Here is a 16,481-nt window from a genome sequence, read left to right on the forward strand (position 1 = left end):
GTGCCTGTGCAGTTCGACGTCGATCCCACAGTCGCGGGAATCGTCCAGCGGACCGAGGACGTGGTCCGCGATGTGGTGTTGCCCCTGGAACTGCGCCACCGGGGTTCGGCCCACGACGCTCCTGACGAGCTCCGGCAGGAGCTGCAGGACGCCGCTCGTGCGGCCCGCGTCTTCAGCCCCCACGTCAGCGCCGAGTTCGGCGGGCTGGGATTGGACATGCGCGACCGCGCCCCGGTGTTCGAGGCCGCGGGCTACTCGCTGTTCGGACCGCTCGCGCTGAACTGCGCGGCACCGGACGAGGGCAACATGCACCTGCTCGAGCAGGTCGCGACTTCGCAGCAGAAGGAACGCTACCTGCGCCCTCTCGCCGCCGGTGAGACCCGGTCCTGCTTCGCCATGACCGAACCCGCACCCGGCGCCGGGTCCGACCCGAGCGCACTGGCCACCACCGCACGGCCCACCGCCGCCGGATGGCTGCTCAACGGCCGCAAGTGGTTCATCACCGGGGCGAACGACGCCGGGTTCGCCATCGTCATGGCGCGCACCAGCGGCGAGCCCGGTTCCCGCGGTGGGGCCACCATGTTCCTGGTCGATGCGGGCACGCCGGGCTTCGACCGGGTCCGGGACATCGAGACACTCGACGAGAGCATGTTCGCCGGGCACGCTGAACTCGTCCTCGACGACGTCGAGGTCTCCCACGACGCCGTCCTCGGTGAGGTCGACAAGGGATTCGAGTACGCGCAGGTGCGCCTGGGACCGGCGCGGACCACGCACTGCATGCGCTGGCTGGGCACCGCCCGGCGGGCGGCCGACATCGCCGCCGAACGCGCCGCGACCCGTCGCGCGTTCGGCGGGCGGCTCGGCGACCTGGGCATGGTGCAGCAGCTCCTGGCCGACAACGAGATCGACATCGAGGCCAGCCGCGCACTGATCCTCAAGACCTGCTGGGACCTCGACACCGGAGTCCCCGCCGGCCGCATCACCTCCATCACCAAGACGTTCGTGTCCGAAGCGGTCAACCGCGTGGTCGACCGCGCTCTGCAGGTGTGCGGCGCCCTCGGCATCTCCGGTGACGCTCCGCTGTCCCGGCTCTACCGGGAAGTGCGTCCGTTCCGCATCTACGACGGCCCGTCGGAGACGCACCGGTGGTCCATCGCCCGGCGAGTGGTCCGCGACGCGCAGCGACGGCTGGAGGGCCCGCGATGACACCCCCGGCCGAAGTACCGCCCGGCATCGACCTGCCCGCCCTGCAGAAGTTCTTCGACACCGGCGTCACCGGCACCGCTGGGCCGCTGGAGGTCCGGCTCATCACCGGCGGCAAGTCCAACCTCACCTACGCGATCACCGACGGAACCCACCGCTGGGTCCTGCGCCGACCTCCGCTGGGCCCGCTGACGCCTACCGCCCACGACATGGCCCGCGAGTTCCGCGTCGTCGCCGCCCTCCGAAGCACCGGCGTTCCCGTCGCCGATGCGGTCGCCCTGTGCGAAGACCCCGGTGTCATCGGCGCACCCTTCGCCGTGGTGTCCTATGTGGATGGTCAAACGCTGCAGGACGGCCACGAAGCCGAGCGGCTCACGCCCGAAGACGCCCGACGGTGCTCGATCGCGCTCGTCGACACCCTGGCGGCCCTGCACGAAGTGCCCTTCACCGAGATCGGACTGGCCGATTTCGGCCGACCGGAGGGCTACTTGAACCGGCAGGTCCGTCGATGGCGCGCCCAGTGGGACCGAGTCGCCACCCGGCCGCTGGACGCGCTGGAAGTGCTGCACGGCCGGCTCCAGCAAGCCGTGCCCGACCGGTCGGGCGCCGCCGTCGTGCACGGCGACTACCGGATCGACAACACCATCCTCGACGCGCAGGACGTCGGGCGCATCGCCGCGATCGTCGACTGGGAGATGTCCACCATCGGGGACCCGCTGGCCGACCTCGGTTTGCTGCAGGTCTACTGGAATCCGGTCACCGAGCCCGTGCTGGGCGTCCGGCACGCGCCCAGCGCCAACCCCGGTTTCCTCTCCACCACCGAGATCGCCGAGCGGTACGCCCGGGCCAGCGGACGCGGCCTGTCCCAACTGCCGTTCTACCGCGCCTTGGGCTACTTCAAGATGGCCGTCATCGCCGAGGGCATCCACCAGCGCTACCTCGCCGGCCGCACCGTCGGCGACGGCTTCGACACCGTGGGACTCGCGGTCCCACCGCTCGTGCAGGCCGGCCTCGACACCTTGGGAGCGGACGAATGAGCCGACGAACGGCGCTCGTCACCGGCGCATCTCGCGGAATCGGCCTCGGCATCGCACAACGACTGGCAGCAGCGGGGTACGCCCTGACGCTGTCGGCTCGCCGGGAGGAACCGCTGCTGCGTGCGGCCTCCGAACTCGCCGGTGAGACCGAGGTCGCGCCGGTGGTCGGCAACCTGGCGACCGAGGACGACGTCCGGCAGCTCGCCACCGCGCACGAGGAACGGTTCGGGTCCCTCGACCTGCTCGTGCTCAACGGCGGTGTGGGTTCGGCGGGCCCGGTCGCCGAGATGAAGATGAAGACCTACGACCTGATGCTCAACATCAACCTGCGCGCGCAGTTCCTGCTCATCCAGCAGTGCCTGCCCATGCTGCGGAAGGGTGCGGTCGCGCATTCCTCGCACGGGGCCAAGATCGTGGCACTGGCCTCGATCACCGGAGTCGCCGGTGAACCGAACCTCGCGGCTTACGGCGCCAGCAAAGCCGGGCTGATCTCGCTGTGCGAAACGGTCACCCTGGAGGAATCCACGCACGGCGTCACCGCCACCGCTCTCTCCCCCGGCTACGTCGACACCGACATGACCGAGTGGAAGCGCGAGGAACTGGGCCGGGAATCGATGCTGAGCACCTCGGACGTGGCCGAACTCGTGCTCGCCATCACACGCCTGTCCGCCCGGGCGGTGGTGCCCAACATGGTCCTGACCCGCGCCGGCGAGCAGATCTGGCGCGCGTGATGTCTCCCCAGGAGGAACAGCAGACATGAACAACGCCGTCATCGTGGATGCGGTCCGCACACCGTCCGGGAAGGGCAAACCGGGCGGCGCCCTGTCCGGCGTGCACCCCGCCGATCTCCTCTCGCACGTGCTGCGCGCGCTGATCGAACGCAACGACCTGGATCCAGCACTCGTCGACGACGTGATCGGCGGCTGCGTCGACCAGGCAGGCGAGCAGGCCCTCAACATCACCCGGACGGCCGTGCTCGGCGCCGGTTTCCCTGAAACCGTCCCCGCCACCACCGTCGACCGCCAGTGCGGCTCCAGCCAGCAGGCCGCGCACTTCGCCGCTCAAGGCATCATGGCCGGTGCTTACGACGTCACCATCGCCTGCGGTGTCGAATCGATGAGCCGAGTCCCGATGGGCAGCACCACCCTCGGTGAGAACCCGCACGGCGCCGCGATGGCGGCGCGCTTCCCCGAAGGACTGGTCAACCAGGGCATCTCGGCGGAGATCATCGCCGCGCGCTGGAAACTCACCAGATCCACATTGGACGAATATGCTGCCCGATCGCACGCGCGGGCCGCGAACACAGCCGCGGCAGGCGGTTTCGACGCCGAGACCATCCCGATCGACGTCGGCGGGCCGCAGGCGGTCACGAAGGACGAGACCATCCGCGCGAGCACGACGGCCGAAGGACTCGCCTCGCTCAAGCCGGCGTTCACCGACCCGGAGCTCGGCAAGCGCTTTCCCGAGATCGACTGGCGCATCACCCCCGGCAACTCATCCCCGCTCACCGACGGCGCCTCCGCCGTGCTCATCATGAGCGAAGCGCGCGCGAACTCCCTCGGCTTGCGGCCACTGGCCCGGTTCCACACCTTCGCGGTCACCGGCAGCGACCCTCTCCTCATGCTGACCGGCGTCATCCCCGCCACCAGGAAAGCCCTCGAACGTTCCGGGCTTTCCCTCGACCAGATCGACGCCTACGAAGTCAACGAGGCGTTCGCCCCGGTCCCGCTGGTCTGGCAACACGAACTGGACGCAGACCCGGTGCGCCTGAACCCGCGCGGCGGCGCGATCGCCCTCGGGCACCCCCTAGGCGCCTCCGGCACCCGGCTCCTGACCACCATGGTCCACCACCTGCAATCGACCGGAGGCCGCTACGGCCTGCAGACCATGTGCGAAGCCGGCGGCACGGCCAACGCCACCATCATCGAACGCCTCTGACGACCGGAGCCCCGAATGCACATCGCTGGAACGTCTGCCCTGATCACCGGCGGAGCCTCCGGACTCGGCCTGGCAACAGCCCGCCGACTGTCCGCCGCGGGCGCACTGGTCACCCTCCTGGATCTGCCGACGGCCAACGGAGCGGTAGCCGCCGAATCCATCGGCAGCGAAGCGTCCTTCGCACCAGCCGACGTGACAGATCCCGAGCAGGTGGGCGCCGCGGTTGCACTCGCAGCGGAGCGAGGACCGCTGCGGATCGTCGTCAACTGCGCAGGGATCGGGAACGCGGGCCGAACCGTCGGGAAGAACGGCCCGCTGTCCTTAAACAGCTTCCGCAAGGTCGTGGAGGTCAACCTCATCGGCACTTTCAACGTGATCCGCCTCGCCGCAGCGCACATGGTCGACAGCGAACTCAGCGGGGAGGAACGCGGGCTGATCGTCAACACCGCATCGGTGGCGGCCTTCGACGGCCAGATCGGCCAGGCCTCCTACTCGGCTGCCAAAGGCGGGATCGTCGGAATGACGCTGCCCATCGCACGTGACCTCGCCAACCGCCAGATCCGCGTGGTCACCATCGCCCCCGGCATGTTCGCAACGCCCATCCTCGCCGGGCTCTCCGACGAAGCGCGGCGCTCGCTCGAATCCCAAGTCCCCCACCCGTCCCGCCTCGGCGACCCCGACGAATACGCGGCGCTCGTCGAGCACGTCGCGGCGAATCCCATGCTCAACGGCGAGGTCATCCGCCTCGACGGCGCGATCCGCATGTCCCCGCGCTGACGCCGCACCCTGCGGATTTCAATGCTCCGTCGGCCTGGTCGAAGACCGGATCCTCTGAGGGCTGCTAAACCTGGCCGGAAGGAGCCTGGGTCGAGTTCACCGCGCCTCGCCCGCGAGCACGCGTTGGCGTTGCAGACGTGCCGATTGACTTCTTCTGGGGTTGCTGTTGCCGTTCTGCTTCACTCGAAAGGACGTTTTCACAGTGGCGTTCTTGCGGTGGCGCTACGTTTGGCTCGATGTCAGAGCACGACTCGGCCACGCCCGACGGGCTGGCATGGCGAACGGTCCTGCACCAGGCCGCTGGTCCGGTATCAGTGCTCGACCTGCGGGGACGCATCGCTTACGTCAATCCCGCGCTGTGCGATCTCCTCGCGTGCGGCCCCGACGACCTGCTCGGCCGCGCAGCGCAGGAACTGACTCACCCGGACGACCCCGCGGTGGACGCCGCCTTCATCCAGGACATGATCACGAACCCGGACCATAAACGGAGCGCGGCGAAGCGCGCCGTGCGGTCCGACGGTGCGGCCGTCTGGTTGCTCAGCAACTACGCCCTCATCAGGGACGCGAACGGCGAACCGCTGTTCGTCCTGACCCAGCATCAGGACATCACCGAGCGGCACGAGGTCGAGCTGCGCTGGCGCCAGACCTTCGCCAACGCCCCGATCGGCATGGCCCTGGTCGACCTCACCGGGCGCTGGACGGAGGTCAACGACAACCTGTGCGAGATGGTCGGCTACACCCGCGCGGAGATGCTGACCAAGCGCTTCACCGACCTCACCTACCCCGACCAGTCCGGGATGGACCTCTTCAACGAGCTCGTCAGCGGCAGGCAGGACACCGCCAGCATCGAGAAGCGCTTCCGGCACAAGGCCGGGCATCCGATCTGGATCCTGGTCCGGGCCAGCGTCGTCCGCGGGGCGGACGCCGAGCCGGCGTACCTGGTTGCGCAGTACGAGGCCATCGGTGAGCGGGAATCCCGCGACCGCCACCTGGCGCACATGGCGCTGCACGATCCCCTGACCGGGCTCGCCAACCGCGCGCTGCTGATGGACCGGCTCCACCAGGAACTCGCCGTCCTCCCCCGGCGCGGCGGCGTGCTCGCGGTGCTGCTGGCGGACGTCAACGGGCTCAAGCCGATCAACGACAGCTACGGCCACGCCGCTGGCGATCAGCTCCTGATCACCGCGGCGGACGAGCTACTCAAGGCCGTCCGACCCGGCGACACGGTCGCCCGGCTCGGCGGCGACGAGTTCGTCGTGCTCACGCGGACATCCAGTCGCCACGAGGCCGAAGGGTTCCGCGACGTCGTCGCACAGCGCCTGGAAACGACCGTCGTCCTGGCCGGTCACGAAACGAGGCTCAGCGCCAGCGTCGGACTCGCCACAGCGGACGGCACCGGAATGACGAGCTCCGAGCTGTTGCACCGAGCCGACCTCGACATGTACGCGCACAAAGCCGAGAGCCGCCGATAGTTCCTCAGTCGGCGGCGAGGATACGGCGGGACCCGTGTGGCGTGCGAGTCCTGCTGTTTCGCCCTGTGCCGAGCGACCGCCCAATTCGTCCCGAGGGGGAACGATTCATCCCAGGATAAATGCGTCAAAGGAGGAAAGCTTCCGTTTGTGGCAACCGCGAAGAAGTGTGAGTCTTGGTATCACACCGGCGGAACAGCCGGTAAAGCAACACTTCGAGCCGATCACGGTTCTCCTCGCTGGGCCTCACCGGTGTCGGTGCAGTTTAAAGCGTGAGCCGTTGGCACGGCCGCAGAACTCGTCAGGAGAGACAGAACATGGAATCGGTGCGCTTCAAGAACCGGACCTGGGACGTGGCGGCGGACCTCCGGTTCCCGGACGGTTTCGACAAGACCAAGAAGTACCCGGTGATCATCTGCGCCCACCCGATCAGCAGCTGCAAGGAGCAGACCGCCGGCAACATCTACGCCCAGCGGCTCACCGAGCTCGGCTACGTGACCCTCGCCTTCGACGCCTCCCACCAGGGCGAGAGCGGGGGCGAACCGCGCTACCTGGAGGACCCCGCGACCCGGGTCGAGGACTTCCGGTGCGCGGTGGACTACGTGGTGACCCTGGACTACGTCGACGCCGACCGCATCGGTCTGGTGGGAGTCTGCGGCGGTGGCGGTTACGCGGCCAACGCCACCATGACCGACCACCGGATCAAGGCGCTGGCCACCGTGGTCGGCGCCAACTACGGGCGACTGGTCCGCGAAGGAGGCCTCGCCGCACTCGAGGCCATCGGCCAGCAGCGCACCGCCGAAGCCCGCGGCGCCGATCCGGTGCTCACCACCTACATCCCCAGCTCCTCCGAGGAGCGGGAGCAGGCCGGTATCACCGACATCGACATCGTCCAAGCCGTCGACTACTACCGCACCCCGCGGGCGCAGAGCCCCGGCTCGCCGAACAAGCTGCGCCTGTCCGGGCTCGAAGCCGCCTTCGGCTTCGACGCCTACCACCTGGCCGACAAGCTGCTGACCCAGCCGCTGCAGATCATCGTCGGCAGCGTGCCGGGCGCGTTCGGCTCCTACCGGGACGGGTTCGAGCTCTTCGACAAGGCGCGGTCCGAGAACAAGGACATCTTCGTCGTCGAAGGCGCCAGCCACTACGACCTCTACGACCAGCCCTTCGCCGTCGACCAGGCCTTCACCAAGCTGGAGCCCTTCTTCAAGGAAAACCTCTGAGATAGCGGTCCGAAACCGGTCCGGCCGTCGTCGCGCTGATCTGCGCGGCGGCGGCCGGACCGGTTTCATTACGTGGTATCGCGAGCGCCTCAGTCGGCCTCGACGGCCTTGGGTGCGGCGCGAAGCGCTTCGACGGTTTCCTCGGTCAGCCGACGCAGGATCTCGGCAGCGCCGGGCAAATCGTTGATCATCCCAGCGCCCGCACCCGAAGGCAGGCTCATGTGCGACCTGAGGTTGGCGCGCATCGCGGCGTACTTGAACGGCATCGTCAGCACGCGCTGCACCGGGTACGGGCTGAGCTGGTCGTCATGGCCCTCCCACACCTCGGTGAACCGGTTGCGCAGCATCCGCACGTGCAGTCCGTCGAACAGCAGCGAGCGCAGCGTCGAGTCGTACTCGGCCTCGACCACGGCCTCTTTGAACACGTCCTCCGAGCCGGACTCCTGGCTCGCCAGGAACCGCGTGCCAACCCACGCGCCCTGCGCGCCCATGGTCAGGCAAGCCGCGATCTGGGCGCCCTTCACCAGCCCGCCCGCCGCGACGACCGGCACGGTGGAGAACTCCAGCACCTCCGCCAGCAGCGTGATCAGTCCGACGTCACCGGTGTGCCCACCGCCCTCCGTGCCCTGCACGATCACGACATCGGTGCCGTTGCGGATCGCGCTGCGCGCGTGACGCGCCTGGCCCACGATGCTCATCACCTTCGCGCCCTTGGCGTGGCACGCCTCCACCACCCAGGCCGGGGTGCCCAACGCGCACGCGATGACCTCGACGCCGTGGTCGAGCGCGATCTCCAGCTTTCGCTTGTTGTCCGCGACGCTGATCGCCTGATCCGTCGTCGGCACCACCTCGACGCCGTGCTCGTCCAGTTCCGCTTTCAGCTGTCGCAGCGGCCCCGGCAGCTCCGGGACCTCCACATCGGACAATCCTTGCGGCGCGTTCGCCGGGAACCCCAGATCGACGCACAGCGGACGGTCGCTGAGCTCCCGGAACAGCTTGATCTCGGCCTCGACCTCTTGCAGCGTGATGTCGATGCCGCCGATCGAGCCCAATCCGCCCGCGTTGGACACGGCGGCGGCGATCCGCCCGTAGGCGACGTTGCCCATCCCGGCCTGCATGATCGGCACGTCGATGCCCAGCAGGTCGCAGATCGGCGTCCGCAACTTCGAAGCCATGGTTCCTTCCCTTCAGGTGGTGGCAATCTGCGGCGGGGCGAAGCACCCTTCCTGCTCAGCGGCGAAGGCACCAGCGAGATCCGGAAGACCATCATCGGCCGCGGCGTCCTCCGCGCTCCCCACCGCCACCCGGCCCGGCCGAACCGGGTGGCCGTGCATTTCTGCGTCTCAGGGCGTGGTGCGGGTCGGGCGCAGCGCGATCGTGCAAGCGGCGCTGATCAGGCAGGCGAGCGCCATGTAGGCCGCGATGGCCACCGAACTGCCGAAGCCCCTGAACAGAGCTGTCGCTATGAACGGGGCGAACGCTCCGCCGATGACCGAGCCGAGCTGGATGCCCAGCGACAGCGCCGAGTACCGGATCTCGGTGGAGAAGGCCTCGGAGAACAACGCGCCCTGCGGCCCGTACATGAGGCTGTGGACGACTCCGAGTCCGATCACCAGGGCAACGGTGATCAGCACGAATGATCCGCTGTCCACGAGGGGCCAGAACCCGAACGAGAAGACCCCGAGTAGCAGCGCCCCGGCGGCGAACACCTGCCTGCGCCCGAAGCGGTCGGAGAGCAGCCCTGCCGCCGGGAGGGCGAAGAGCTCGACCGCGGAGGCGATCAGGATCGCGGTGAGCAGCGTGCTCTGCGGCATCCCGAGGATGGCGGGATTCGTCCCGTAGGCCACCACGAAGGTGATGAACAGGTAGTAGGTGAGGTTGATGGCCAGGTAGCAACCCGCGGCGAGCAGGATCTGGCGAGGGTAGCGGCGGACCGCTTCGACGACAGGCGAACGACGTCGTTCTCCCGGTTTCGCAGCGCGGAAGTCGCTGGTCTCCTCGAGCCGCAGCTGGATGGTCACGGCGATGGCGATGAGCACGGCGCTGGCGAGGAACGGAACCCGCCAGCCCCAGGAGAGGAAGGCCTCGTCCGACGTCGTCGCCAGGACAAGCAGGAAGGCGCCGTTGGCCAGCAGCACACCACCTGGCGCCCCGGCTGAGGCGAAGCTCCCGTAGAAGCCGCGCCGCGATGCCGGGGAGTTCTCGGTCGCCAGCAGGATGACACCGCCCTGCTGGCCACCGACCGTGATGCCCTGGACCAGGCGCAGGACGACGAGCAGGACCGACGCGGCGGGCCCGATCGCGGCATAGGTCGGCAGCAACCCGATCAGCGTCGTCGCCGCGCCCATCGCGACCAGGGCGATGACGAGCGTCTTGCGGCGCCCGATGGTGTCGCCGATGTGCCCGAAGAGCGCCCCGCCGAACGGGCGCGCGACGAACGCGACCCCGAAGGTCGCGAACGACAGGAGCGTCGCGGTGAGCGGTTCCTGCGCCGGGAAGAAGAGCTTCGGGAACACCAGCGCGGCAGCGGTGCCGTAGATGAAGAAGTCGTACCACTCGATGCTCGCTCCGGCCCAGGACGCGAACGCGACCTTGGCGATGCGGCGTCTCGTGGGTGGCGTCGCGGTGGTCGTGGGTGTGCCCGACATCGCGGAAACCTCACATGGGTCAGACGAGCGTGTGCGCGCCGTCGATGGTCAGGACGTGGCCGTTCATGTAGTCGTTGCCCATGAGGAACAGGGCGGCGTCGGCGATCTCCGCCGGTGTGCCGATCCGCTTGCCCGGCAACGATTCCGCGATCGCTGCGACCTTCTCGTCGCGGCTCGCGCCGAGGAAGCCGTCGAGCAGCGGGGTGTCGACGTAGCCAGGGCTCAAGACGTTGCACCGCACCGGGGCGAGCTCGGTGACCAGCGAACGCATCAGCGCCTCGACCGCCGCGCAGGAGGCACCCGCCACGGCTTCGTTCGGAATCGGACGGCTACCGGCGATCCCGGAGGTGAAGGTGATCGAACCTGCCCCGGCCATCCGGGGTGCGGCGAGTCGGCTCGCGTGGAAGGCCGCCCAGAACCGCAGGTCCAGCGCCGGGCGTACCTGCTTCTCGGTGGCCTCGGCGACCCGCACCGGAACCAGCCGTGACGGCGTGACCAGCAGGTGGTCGAGGGTGCCTGCGGCGTTGAGGAACTCTTCGATCGAGTTCTCGTCGCCGACGTCGACGAGGTGCCCTTCAGCGCTCGGTCCCAGCAGTTCGAGCGCCTGGCCCAGCCTCTCGGGATCACGGCCGCCCACCACGACCGCCGCTCCGGCCTCGGTGGCGGCCAGTGCGGTGGCGAGCCCGATCCCGGAGGTCCCGCCGAGGATGACGACTCGGGCTCCCCGCAGCCGGCTCACAGCTCGGCTCCAGCGCGGGGGCGGCCGCGTTCCGGGACGACCGCACGCCGACGGGTTGGCGCGGGCACTGGAACCCACCGTCGTGCGGGGGCGCTCATTCGGTGGATGCGTGCTCTGGTCATGGTTCCCCCGCTCCTGGGATGTCGTGGGCCGCGGGCGGTAAAGGCTAACCCAGCTCCGAACCAGAAGTTAAGCATTGGGCATCATATTTTTTACTGCATAAAGGTTGATCACTCCCCCACCCCGGCCGGGCACCGTCCTCACCGCTGCCGGGCTCAACCTGGGCGAGGGCCGAGTTCGCTCTCTGCCTGAGGAGCTGACCGAGACGTGGCGAGGCCCGGCGGAATGCGGAAGTGCTCCGGTTCCGCCGGGCCTCGGCAGGTGCGGGGTGGCCCGTGGCCAGCCGGGTCCTAGCTCACCGGACGCCGATCGCTTCGGCGAGTTCGATGATGCCCTCCGCAGTCTTCGCGTGGGCGAGGTCGATGTGCTGGCCCTCGAAGTCGACCGCCGAGCTGCCCTTCGCCTCCGCCTCGCGGTAGGCGGCGATCATGCGCCGGTGGAAGTCGACCGTCTCCGGGGACGGCGTGAAGACCTCGTTGGCGATCGCGACGTGGGAGGGGTGGATGCAGACCAGGCCGCGGTAGCCGAGCTTGCGCTGGTCCTCGGCGAAGCGGCGGCAGCCGTCGAGGTCCTTGAGGTCCTGCCAGACGCCGGAAACCGGGTGGTGCAGGCCAGCGGCGCGGGCGGCGAGGACAATGCGGCTGCGCAGGTAGAGCGTTTCCAGGCCCTCGGGAGTGAACTCGAAGCCGAGCTCGCGCCCGACGTCGGCGCTGGGGCCGGTGGCGCCCAGCAGGCTGGACACCCGGGGGCTCGCCGCGGCGATCTCCTCGCAGTGCGCCATGGACACCGCGGTCTCGAAGCTGACGATCAGCCCGATCGAGCCGGGTTCGAGGCTGTCGCGCGCCTCGATGTGCGAGACCACGGCATCGATCTGGACGATCTCCTGCGCGGTGAAGACCTTCGGCAGGAACAGCCCGGCGAGGCCGGGGACCAGGACTTCCTCGACGTCGGCTCCGAACAGACCGGTGTCGAAGCTGTTCGGGCGAACCCAGACGTCGGAGCGCACGCCCTGCTCGGCGAGCCGTCCGATGGTCTCGCGGACGGTCTTGCGCGCATCCGCCTTGTCCGCGGCGGGGACGGAGTCCTCCAGGTCGAGGATCACCGCATCGCTGCCCGCGGCGACGGCCTTCTCCGCCCACGACGGCTTGTGTCCGGGAACGAACAGCATGGAACGGTACGGCTTCAAGGGACACTCTCCTCTTTCGGTTCTCTGCGCAAGAGTCCGCATTGGACGACCTGCTGCGCTGTCGGGTCAGTCCTCTCCGCGTTTGACCGCGGAGAGCAGGAGTTGTGCGACGTCGACGACCTCGATCGACTCGGAGGCGACCTTCTCGCTCTGGCGGGCGGTCAGGCCGTCGGAGAGCATGACCTTGCAGAACGGGCAGCCGGTGGCGATCTTCGACGGCGCCGTGCCGAGGGCCTCGTCGACGCGCTCGACGTTGATGCGCTTGCCGATGCGCTCTTCCATCCACATCCGCGCACCACCCGCACCGCAGCACATCGAGCGGTCGGCGTGACGCGGCATCTCCCGGAACGTCGCACCCGAAGCCCCGACCAGGTCACGCGGCGGCGTGTAGACCTTGTTGTGACGGCCCAGGTAGCACGGGTCGTGGTAGGTCACGTCCTCCGCGACCGGCGCGACCGGGGTGAGGCGCTTCTCGCGGACCAGCTTGTTCAGCAGCTGGGTGTGGTGCACGACCTCGAAGTTGCCGCCCAGCTCGGAGTACTCGTTGGCCAGCGAGTTGAAGCAGTGCGCGCACGTCGCGACGATCTTGCGCTTGCCGGGCTCGCGGCCCTCGAACACGGAGTTGAGGACTTCGACGTTCTGCTGGGCCAGCATCTGGAAGATGAACTCGTTGCCCGCACGACGCGCCGGGTCACCGGTGCAGGTCTCCTCCGGGCCCAGCACCGTGTACTTCACCCCGGCCATGTGCAGCAGCTCCGCCACGGCCTGAGTGGTCTTCTTCGCCCGGTCCTCGAACGCACCGGCGCAGCCGACCCAGAACAGGTACTCGGTGTCGTCGGCGAGTTCACCGTCGAAGACCGGGACCTCGAAGTCCAGGCCCTCGGTCCAGGCGAGGCGGTCCTTGGCGTTCTGGCCCCACGGGTTGCCCTTGTTCTCCAGGTTCTTGAACATCCCGCCCAACTCGGTCGGGAAGTTCGACTCGATCATCACCTGGTAACGCCGCATGTCCACGATGTGGTCGACGTGCTCGATGTCCACCGGGCACTGCTCCACGCACGCACCACAGGAGGTGCACGCCCACAGCACCTCCGGGTCGATGACCCCCAGCTCGTCAGGGCCACCGACCAGCGGACGCTCGGACTCGGCCAGCGCCAGCACGTCGATCTTCGCCAGCTTCGCCTCGGCATCGTCACCGGTGATGCCGACCTCGTCACCGGCCATGTCCTTGCTGCCACCGGCCAGCAGGTACGGGGCCTTGGCGTAGGCGTGATCACGCAGCGAAGTGATCAGCAGCTTCGGCGACAACGGCTTGCCGGTGTTCCACGCCGGGCACTGCGACTGGCACCGACCGCACTCGGTGCAGGTGGTGAAGTCCAGCCAGCCCTTCCACGAGAAGTCCTCGACCTTCCCGGCACCGAACACGTCGGTGTCCGGGTCGGCCTCCTCGAAGTCCAGCGGCTTACCACCCGACATCATCGGCTTGACCGCGCCCAGCGCGACACCACCATCGGCCTCGCGCTTGAAGTAGATGTTGAAGAACGCCGAGAACCGGTGCCACGCGATGCCCATCGTGATGTTCGACGCGATGACGATGACCCAGATCATCGCCGAGAAGATCTTGAACGCGGCGAAGACCGACACCGCGGCCGTGCTCGCGAGCAAAGCGCTGCCCACTGCGTGGGTGACCGGCGCGGCCCACACCGGGGCCTCGAACAAGCCCGAAGCCTGCTTGAACGCGCGCAGGCCCATGATGCCGATTCCTTCGAGGACCACCACCGCTTCGACGAAGTAGGCCTGCCCGAAGTTGGAGCCCTGGAAGCGCGAGACGCGGTCGGCGCGGCGCGGGTGATTGAGCTGTCGGACCACGATCAGCCACACGCCACCGAGGATCGTGGCCACGCCCAGGAATTCGACGATGAGGTTCCACACCGACCAGGTGCCGATCAGCGGCAGGTGGAACGCCGGGTCGAACACCTCGAAGTAGGCCTCCAGCACCGTCAGGCTCAGGCCGCCGAACCCGGCCATCACCAACCAGTGCGCGATGCCGACGTGCGTCCACTTCAGCATCCTGGTGTGCCCCAGGACTTCCTTCACCACGTTGCGCGAGCGCGCCGCGAACGGGCCCTTCCGGGACGGGTCCGGCTGGCCGATGCGAATGGAGGACACCATCCGTCGAACGGTCCTGACCACCATCACCACCGCGACCAGCGTCACGGCAAGACAGCTCAGGCCCAGGACGAGCTGCAGGGCACCCATGCCACGGTCCTTCTCGTTGAGTTTCGCCGGTTGCACGGCGACAGATGTGCGGAGCCGGTGGATGACGGGGGCATCCACCGGCTCCGAGCCGGCTGGAGCTCAGCTCTTGCGCTTGGAGATCTCCTCGGTGAGCTGCGGTGCGACCTTGAACAGGTCGCCCACGACGCCGTAGTCGGCGATCTCGAAGATCGGTGCCTCGGGGTCCTTGTTGACCGCCACGATCGTCTTCGAGGTCTGCATGCCCGCCCGGTGCTGAATCGCACCCGAAATACCCAACGCGATGTAGAGCTGCGGCGACACCGTCTTACCGGTCTGCCCGACCTGGAACTGGTGCGGGTAATAACCCGAATCCACCGCCGCACGCGAAGCACCCACCGCAGCACCCAGGCTGTCGGCGAGCTTCTCCACGACCTCGAACGACTCCGCGCTGCCGACACCACGGCCACCGGAGACCACGATGTTGGCCTCGGTCAGCTCCGGACGGTCCCCCGCCTCGGCCGGCTGACGACCGGTGATCTTGGCACCGGAAGCGGCCGGAACCTCGACCTGCTCCACCGCAGCCGCGCCCGAAGCCGCCTCGGCCTCAATGCTGCCCGGGAGCACCGTGATGACCGGAACACCCTTGGTGACCTTGGCCTTCGCGTCGTAGGTGCCACCGAACAACGAGTGGCTGCCCACACCGTCGGCGTCCAGGTCCACGACCTCCGACAGCAGACCGGAGCCCAGGCGCACCGCCAGGCGGCCCGCGATCTCCTTGCCGTCGATGGACGCCGGTACCAGCACCGCCGCCGGGGACGCGCTGCCCACCAGCGCGGCCAGCACATCGACCTGCGGCGTCACCAGGAACTGGCCCACCTCGGCCGACTCCGCCGCGTACACCTTCGCCGCACCGTGCGCGCCCAGCGACTCCGACAGCTTGCCCGCCGTGCCCGGCTCGCCGACCACCACCGCCGACGGCTCACCGATCCGGCGCGCCGCCGTCAAAAGCTCGTGCGTGACCTTCTTAACCTCGCCGTCCACGTGATCGACGAGGACCAGAACCTCAGCCATGAAAACTATGCCTCCTCGAAAACCCGTGAACGACTCAGAGCAGCTTCTCGCCGGCCAGGAACTCGGCCACCTGCACGCCACCCTCGCCCTCGTCGGTGACCTTCACACCACCGGACTTCGGCGGCTTCGGCGCCGACTCCACGACCTGCGAGGAAGCGTTGGCCAGTCCGACCTCGGACGGGTCGATCCCGGCATCGGCCAGCGTCAGCGCCGTGACCGGCTTCTTCTTCGCGGCCATGATGCCCTTGAACGACGGGTACCGCGGCTCGTTGATCTTCTCCGTCACGCTGACCACCGCGGGCAAACCCGCCTCCACGGTGAACACACCCGCGTCGGTCTCACGCTCGATCTGCACGCCCGAACCGTCGGTGGTGACCTTGCGCGCGTAAGTCAGCTGCGGCCAGCCCAGCACCTCAGCGACCATCGCCGGAACCGCACCCGCGCGGCCATCGGTCGACTCGTTACCCGCGATCACCAGGTCGACACCTTCGACGGTGCCGATCGCCTTCGCCAGCGCACGAGCGGTCGCCGGGGCATCCGAGCCCTGCAGCGCATCGTCGGACAGGTGCACGGCCTTGTCGGCACCCATCGACAGCGCCTTGCGGATCGCGTCGGTGGCGCGGTCCGGGCCCATGCACAGAACGGTCACCTCACCGCCCTGCGCTTCCTTGATCAACAGCGCTTCCTCAACCGCGCGCTCGTTGATCTCATCCAAAACCGCATCAGCCGATTCGCGGTCCAACACGTGATCCGCATCCTTGAGCTTCCGCTCGGAATACGTGTCGGGCACCTGCTTGACCAGGACGACAACATTCATTTCCTATAACGCCTTTCT

The 16,481-nt window shown here is 68.4% G+C and carries 14 protein-coding genes; 7 read left to right on the forward strand and 7 right to left on the reverse strand.

Annotated elements, in window-relative coordinates:
- The 7 genes from OU416_RS08990 to OU416_RS09020 all read left to right on the forward strand — a co-directional run bounded on the left by OU416_RS08990 (position 1) and on the right by OU416_RS09020 (position 7,647).
- On the forward strand, positions 1 to 1,206 hold the full coding sequence (locus OU416_RS08990) for an acyl-CoA dehydrogenase family protein (RefSeq protein WP_270926396.1): 1,206 nt from the start codon (positions 1 to 3) through the stop codon (positions 1,204 to 1,206).
- Positions 1,203 to 2,240 (forward strand): phosphotransferase family protein, encoded by a 1,038-nt coding sequence (locus OU416_RS08995; RefSeq protein WP_270926397.1) that lies wholly within the window; start codon positions 1,203 to 1,205, stop codon positions 2,238 to 2,240. Before OU416_RS08990 ends, OU416_RS08995 begins: the two co-directional genes overlap by 4 nt.
- Positions 2,237 to 2,971, forward strand: coding sequence for an SDR family NAD(P)-dependent oxidoreductase (locus OU416_RS09000; RefSeq protein WP_270926398.1), 735 nt, complete (start codon positions 2,237 to 2,239; stop codon positions 2,969 to 2,971). The genes OU416_RS08995 and OU416_RS09000 overlap by 4 nt, the downstream gene beginning before the upstream one ends.
- Positions 2,972 to 2,996: 25 nt before the next feature.
- Positions 2,997 to 4,178, forward strand: coding sequence for a thiolase family protein (locus OU416_RS09005; RefSeq protein ID WP_270926399.1), 1,182 nt, complete (start codon positions 2,997 to 2,999; stop codon positions 4,176 to 4,178).
- 15 nt (positions 4,179 to 4,193) lie between these two features.
- On the forward strand, positions 4,194 to 4,955 hold the full coding sequence (locus OU416_RS09010) for an SDR family NAD(P)-dependent oxidoreductase (protein ID WP_270926400.1): 762 nt from the start codon (positions 4,194 to 4,196) through the stop codon (positions 4,953 to 4,955).
- A 236-nt stretch (positions 4,956 to 5,191) separates the two neighbouring features.
- Complete coding sequence (locus tag OU416_RS09015; RefSeq protein ID WP_270926401.1) at positions 5,192 to 6,427, forward strand: sensor domain-containing diguanylate cyclase; 1,236 nt, start codon at positions 5,192 to 5,194, stop codon at positions 6,425 to 6,427.
- Positions 6,428 to 6,741: 314 nt separating this feature from the next.
- Entirely contained in the window at positions 6,742 to 7,647 is a 906-nt protein-coding gene (locus OU416_RS09020) for an alpha/beta hydrolase (protein ID WP_270926402.1), read from the forward strand.
- A gap of 89 nt (positions 7,648 to 7,736) precedes the next feature.
- Here OU416_RS09020 and OU416_RS09025 read toward each other — a convergent pair whose 3' ends face one another.
- The 7 genes from OU416_RS09025 to OU416_RS09055 all read right to left on the reverse strand — a co-directional run bounded on the left by OU416_RS09025 (position 7,737) and on the right by OU416_RS09055 (position 16,463).
- On the reverse strand, positions 7,737 to 8,822 hold the full coding sequence (locus OU416_RS09025; RefSeq protein ID WP_270926403.1) for an NAD(P)H-dependent flavin oxidoreductase: 1,086 nt from the start codon (positions 8,820 to 8,822) through the stop codon (positions 7,737 to 7,739).
- Between the two features lie 168 nt (positions 8,823 to 8,990).
- Positions 8,991 to 10,295: an MFS transporter gene (locus tag OU416_RS09030; protein WP_270926404.1), complete on the reverse strand. Its 1,305-nt coding sequence runs from the start codon at positions 10,293 to 10,295 to the stop codon at positions 8,991 to 8,993.
- A gap of 19 nt (positions 10,296 to 10,314) precedes the next feature.
- Positions 10,315 to 11,034 carry an SDR family oxidoreductase gene (locus OU416_RS09035; RefSeq protein WP_270926405.1) on the reverse strand — a complete coding sequence of 240 codons (720 nt, stop codon included), beginning with the start codon at positions 11,032 to 11,034 and terminating at the stop codon, positions 10,315 to 10,317.
- 415 nt (positions 11,035 to 11,449) lie between these two features.
- A complete protein-coding gene (locus OU416_RS09040; RefSeq protein WP_270926406.1) occupies positions 11,450 to 12,340 on the reverse strand; it encodes an HpcH/HpaI aldolase/citrate lyase family protein in 891 nt (296 codons plus the stop codon).
- A gap of 66 nt (positions 12,341 to 12,406) precedes the next feature.
- Positions 12,407 to 14,596, reverse strand: a complete 2,190-nt coding sequence (locus OU416_RS09045) for a (Fe-S)-binding protein (RefSeq protein WP_270926407.1) — start codon at positions 14,594 to 14,596, stop codon at positions 12,407 to 12,409.
- Between the two features lie 99 nt (positions 14,597 to 14,695).
- Positions 14,696 to 15,646 carry an electron transfer flavoprotein subunit alpha/FixB family protein gene (locus OU416_RS09050; protein ID WP_270926408.1) on the reverse strand — a complete coding sequence of 317 codons (951 nt, stop codon included), beginning with the start codon at positions 15,644 to 15,646 and terminating at the stop codon, positions 14,696 to 14,698.
- A gap of 34 nt (positions 15,647 to 15,680) precedes the next feature.
- On the reverse strand, positions 15,681 to 16,463 hold the full coding sequence (locus OU416_RS09055) for an electron transfer flavoprotein subunit beta/FixA family protein (protein ID WP_270926409.1): 783 nt from the start codon (positions 16,461 to 16,463) through the stop codon (positions 15,681 to 15,683).
- Between the last annotated feature and the right edge of the window lie 18 nt (positions 16,464 to 16,481).

This window comes from Saccharopolyspora indica (assembly GCF_027853965.1).
Taxonomy (GTDB): domain Bacteria; phylum Actinomycetota; class Actinomycetes; order Mycobacteriales; family Pseudonocardiaceae; genus Saccharopolyspora; species Saccharopolyspora indica.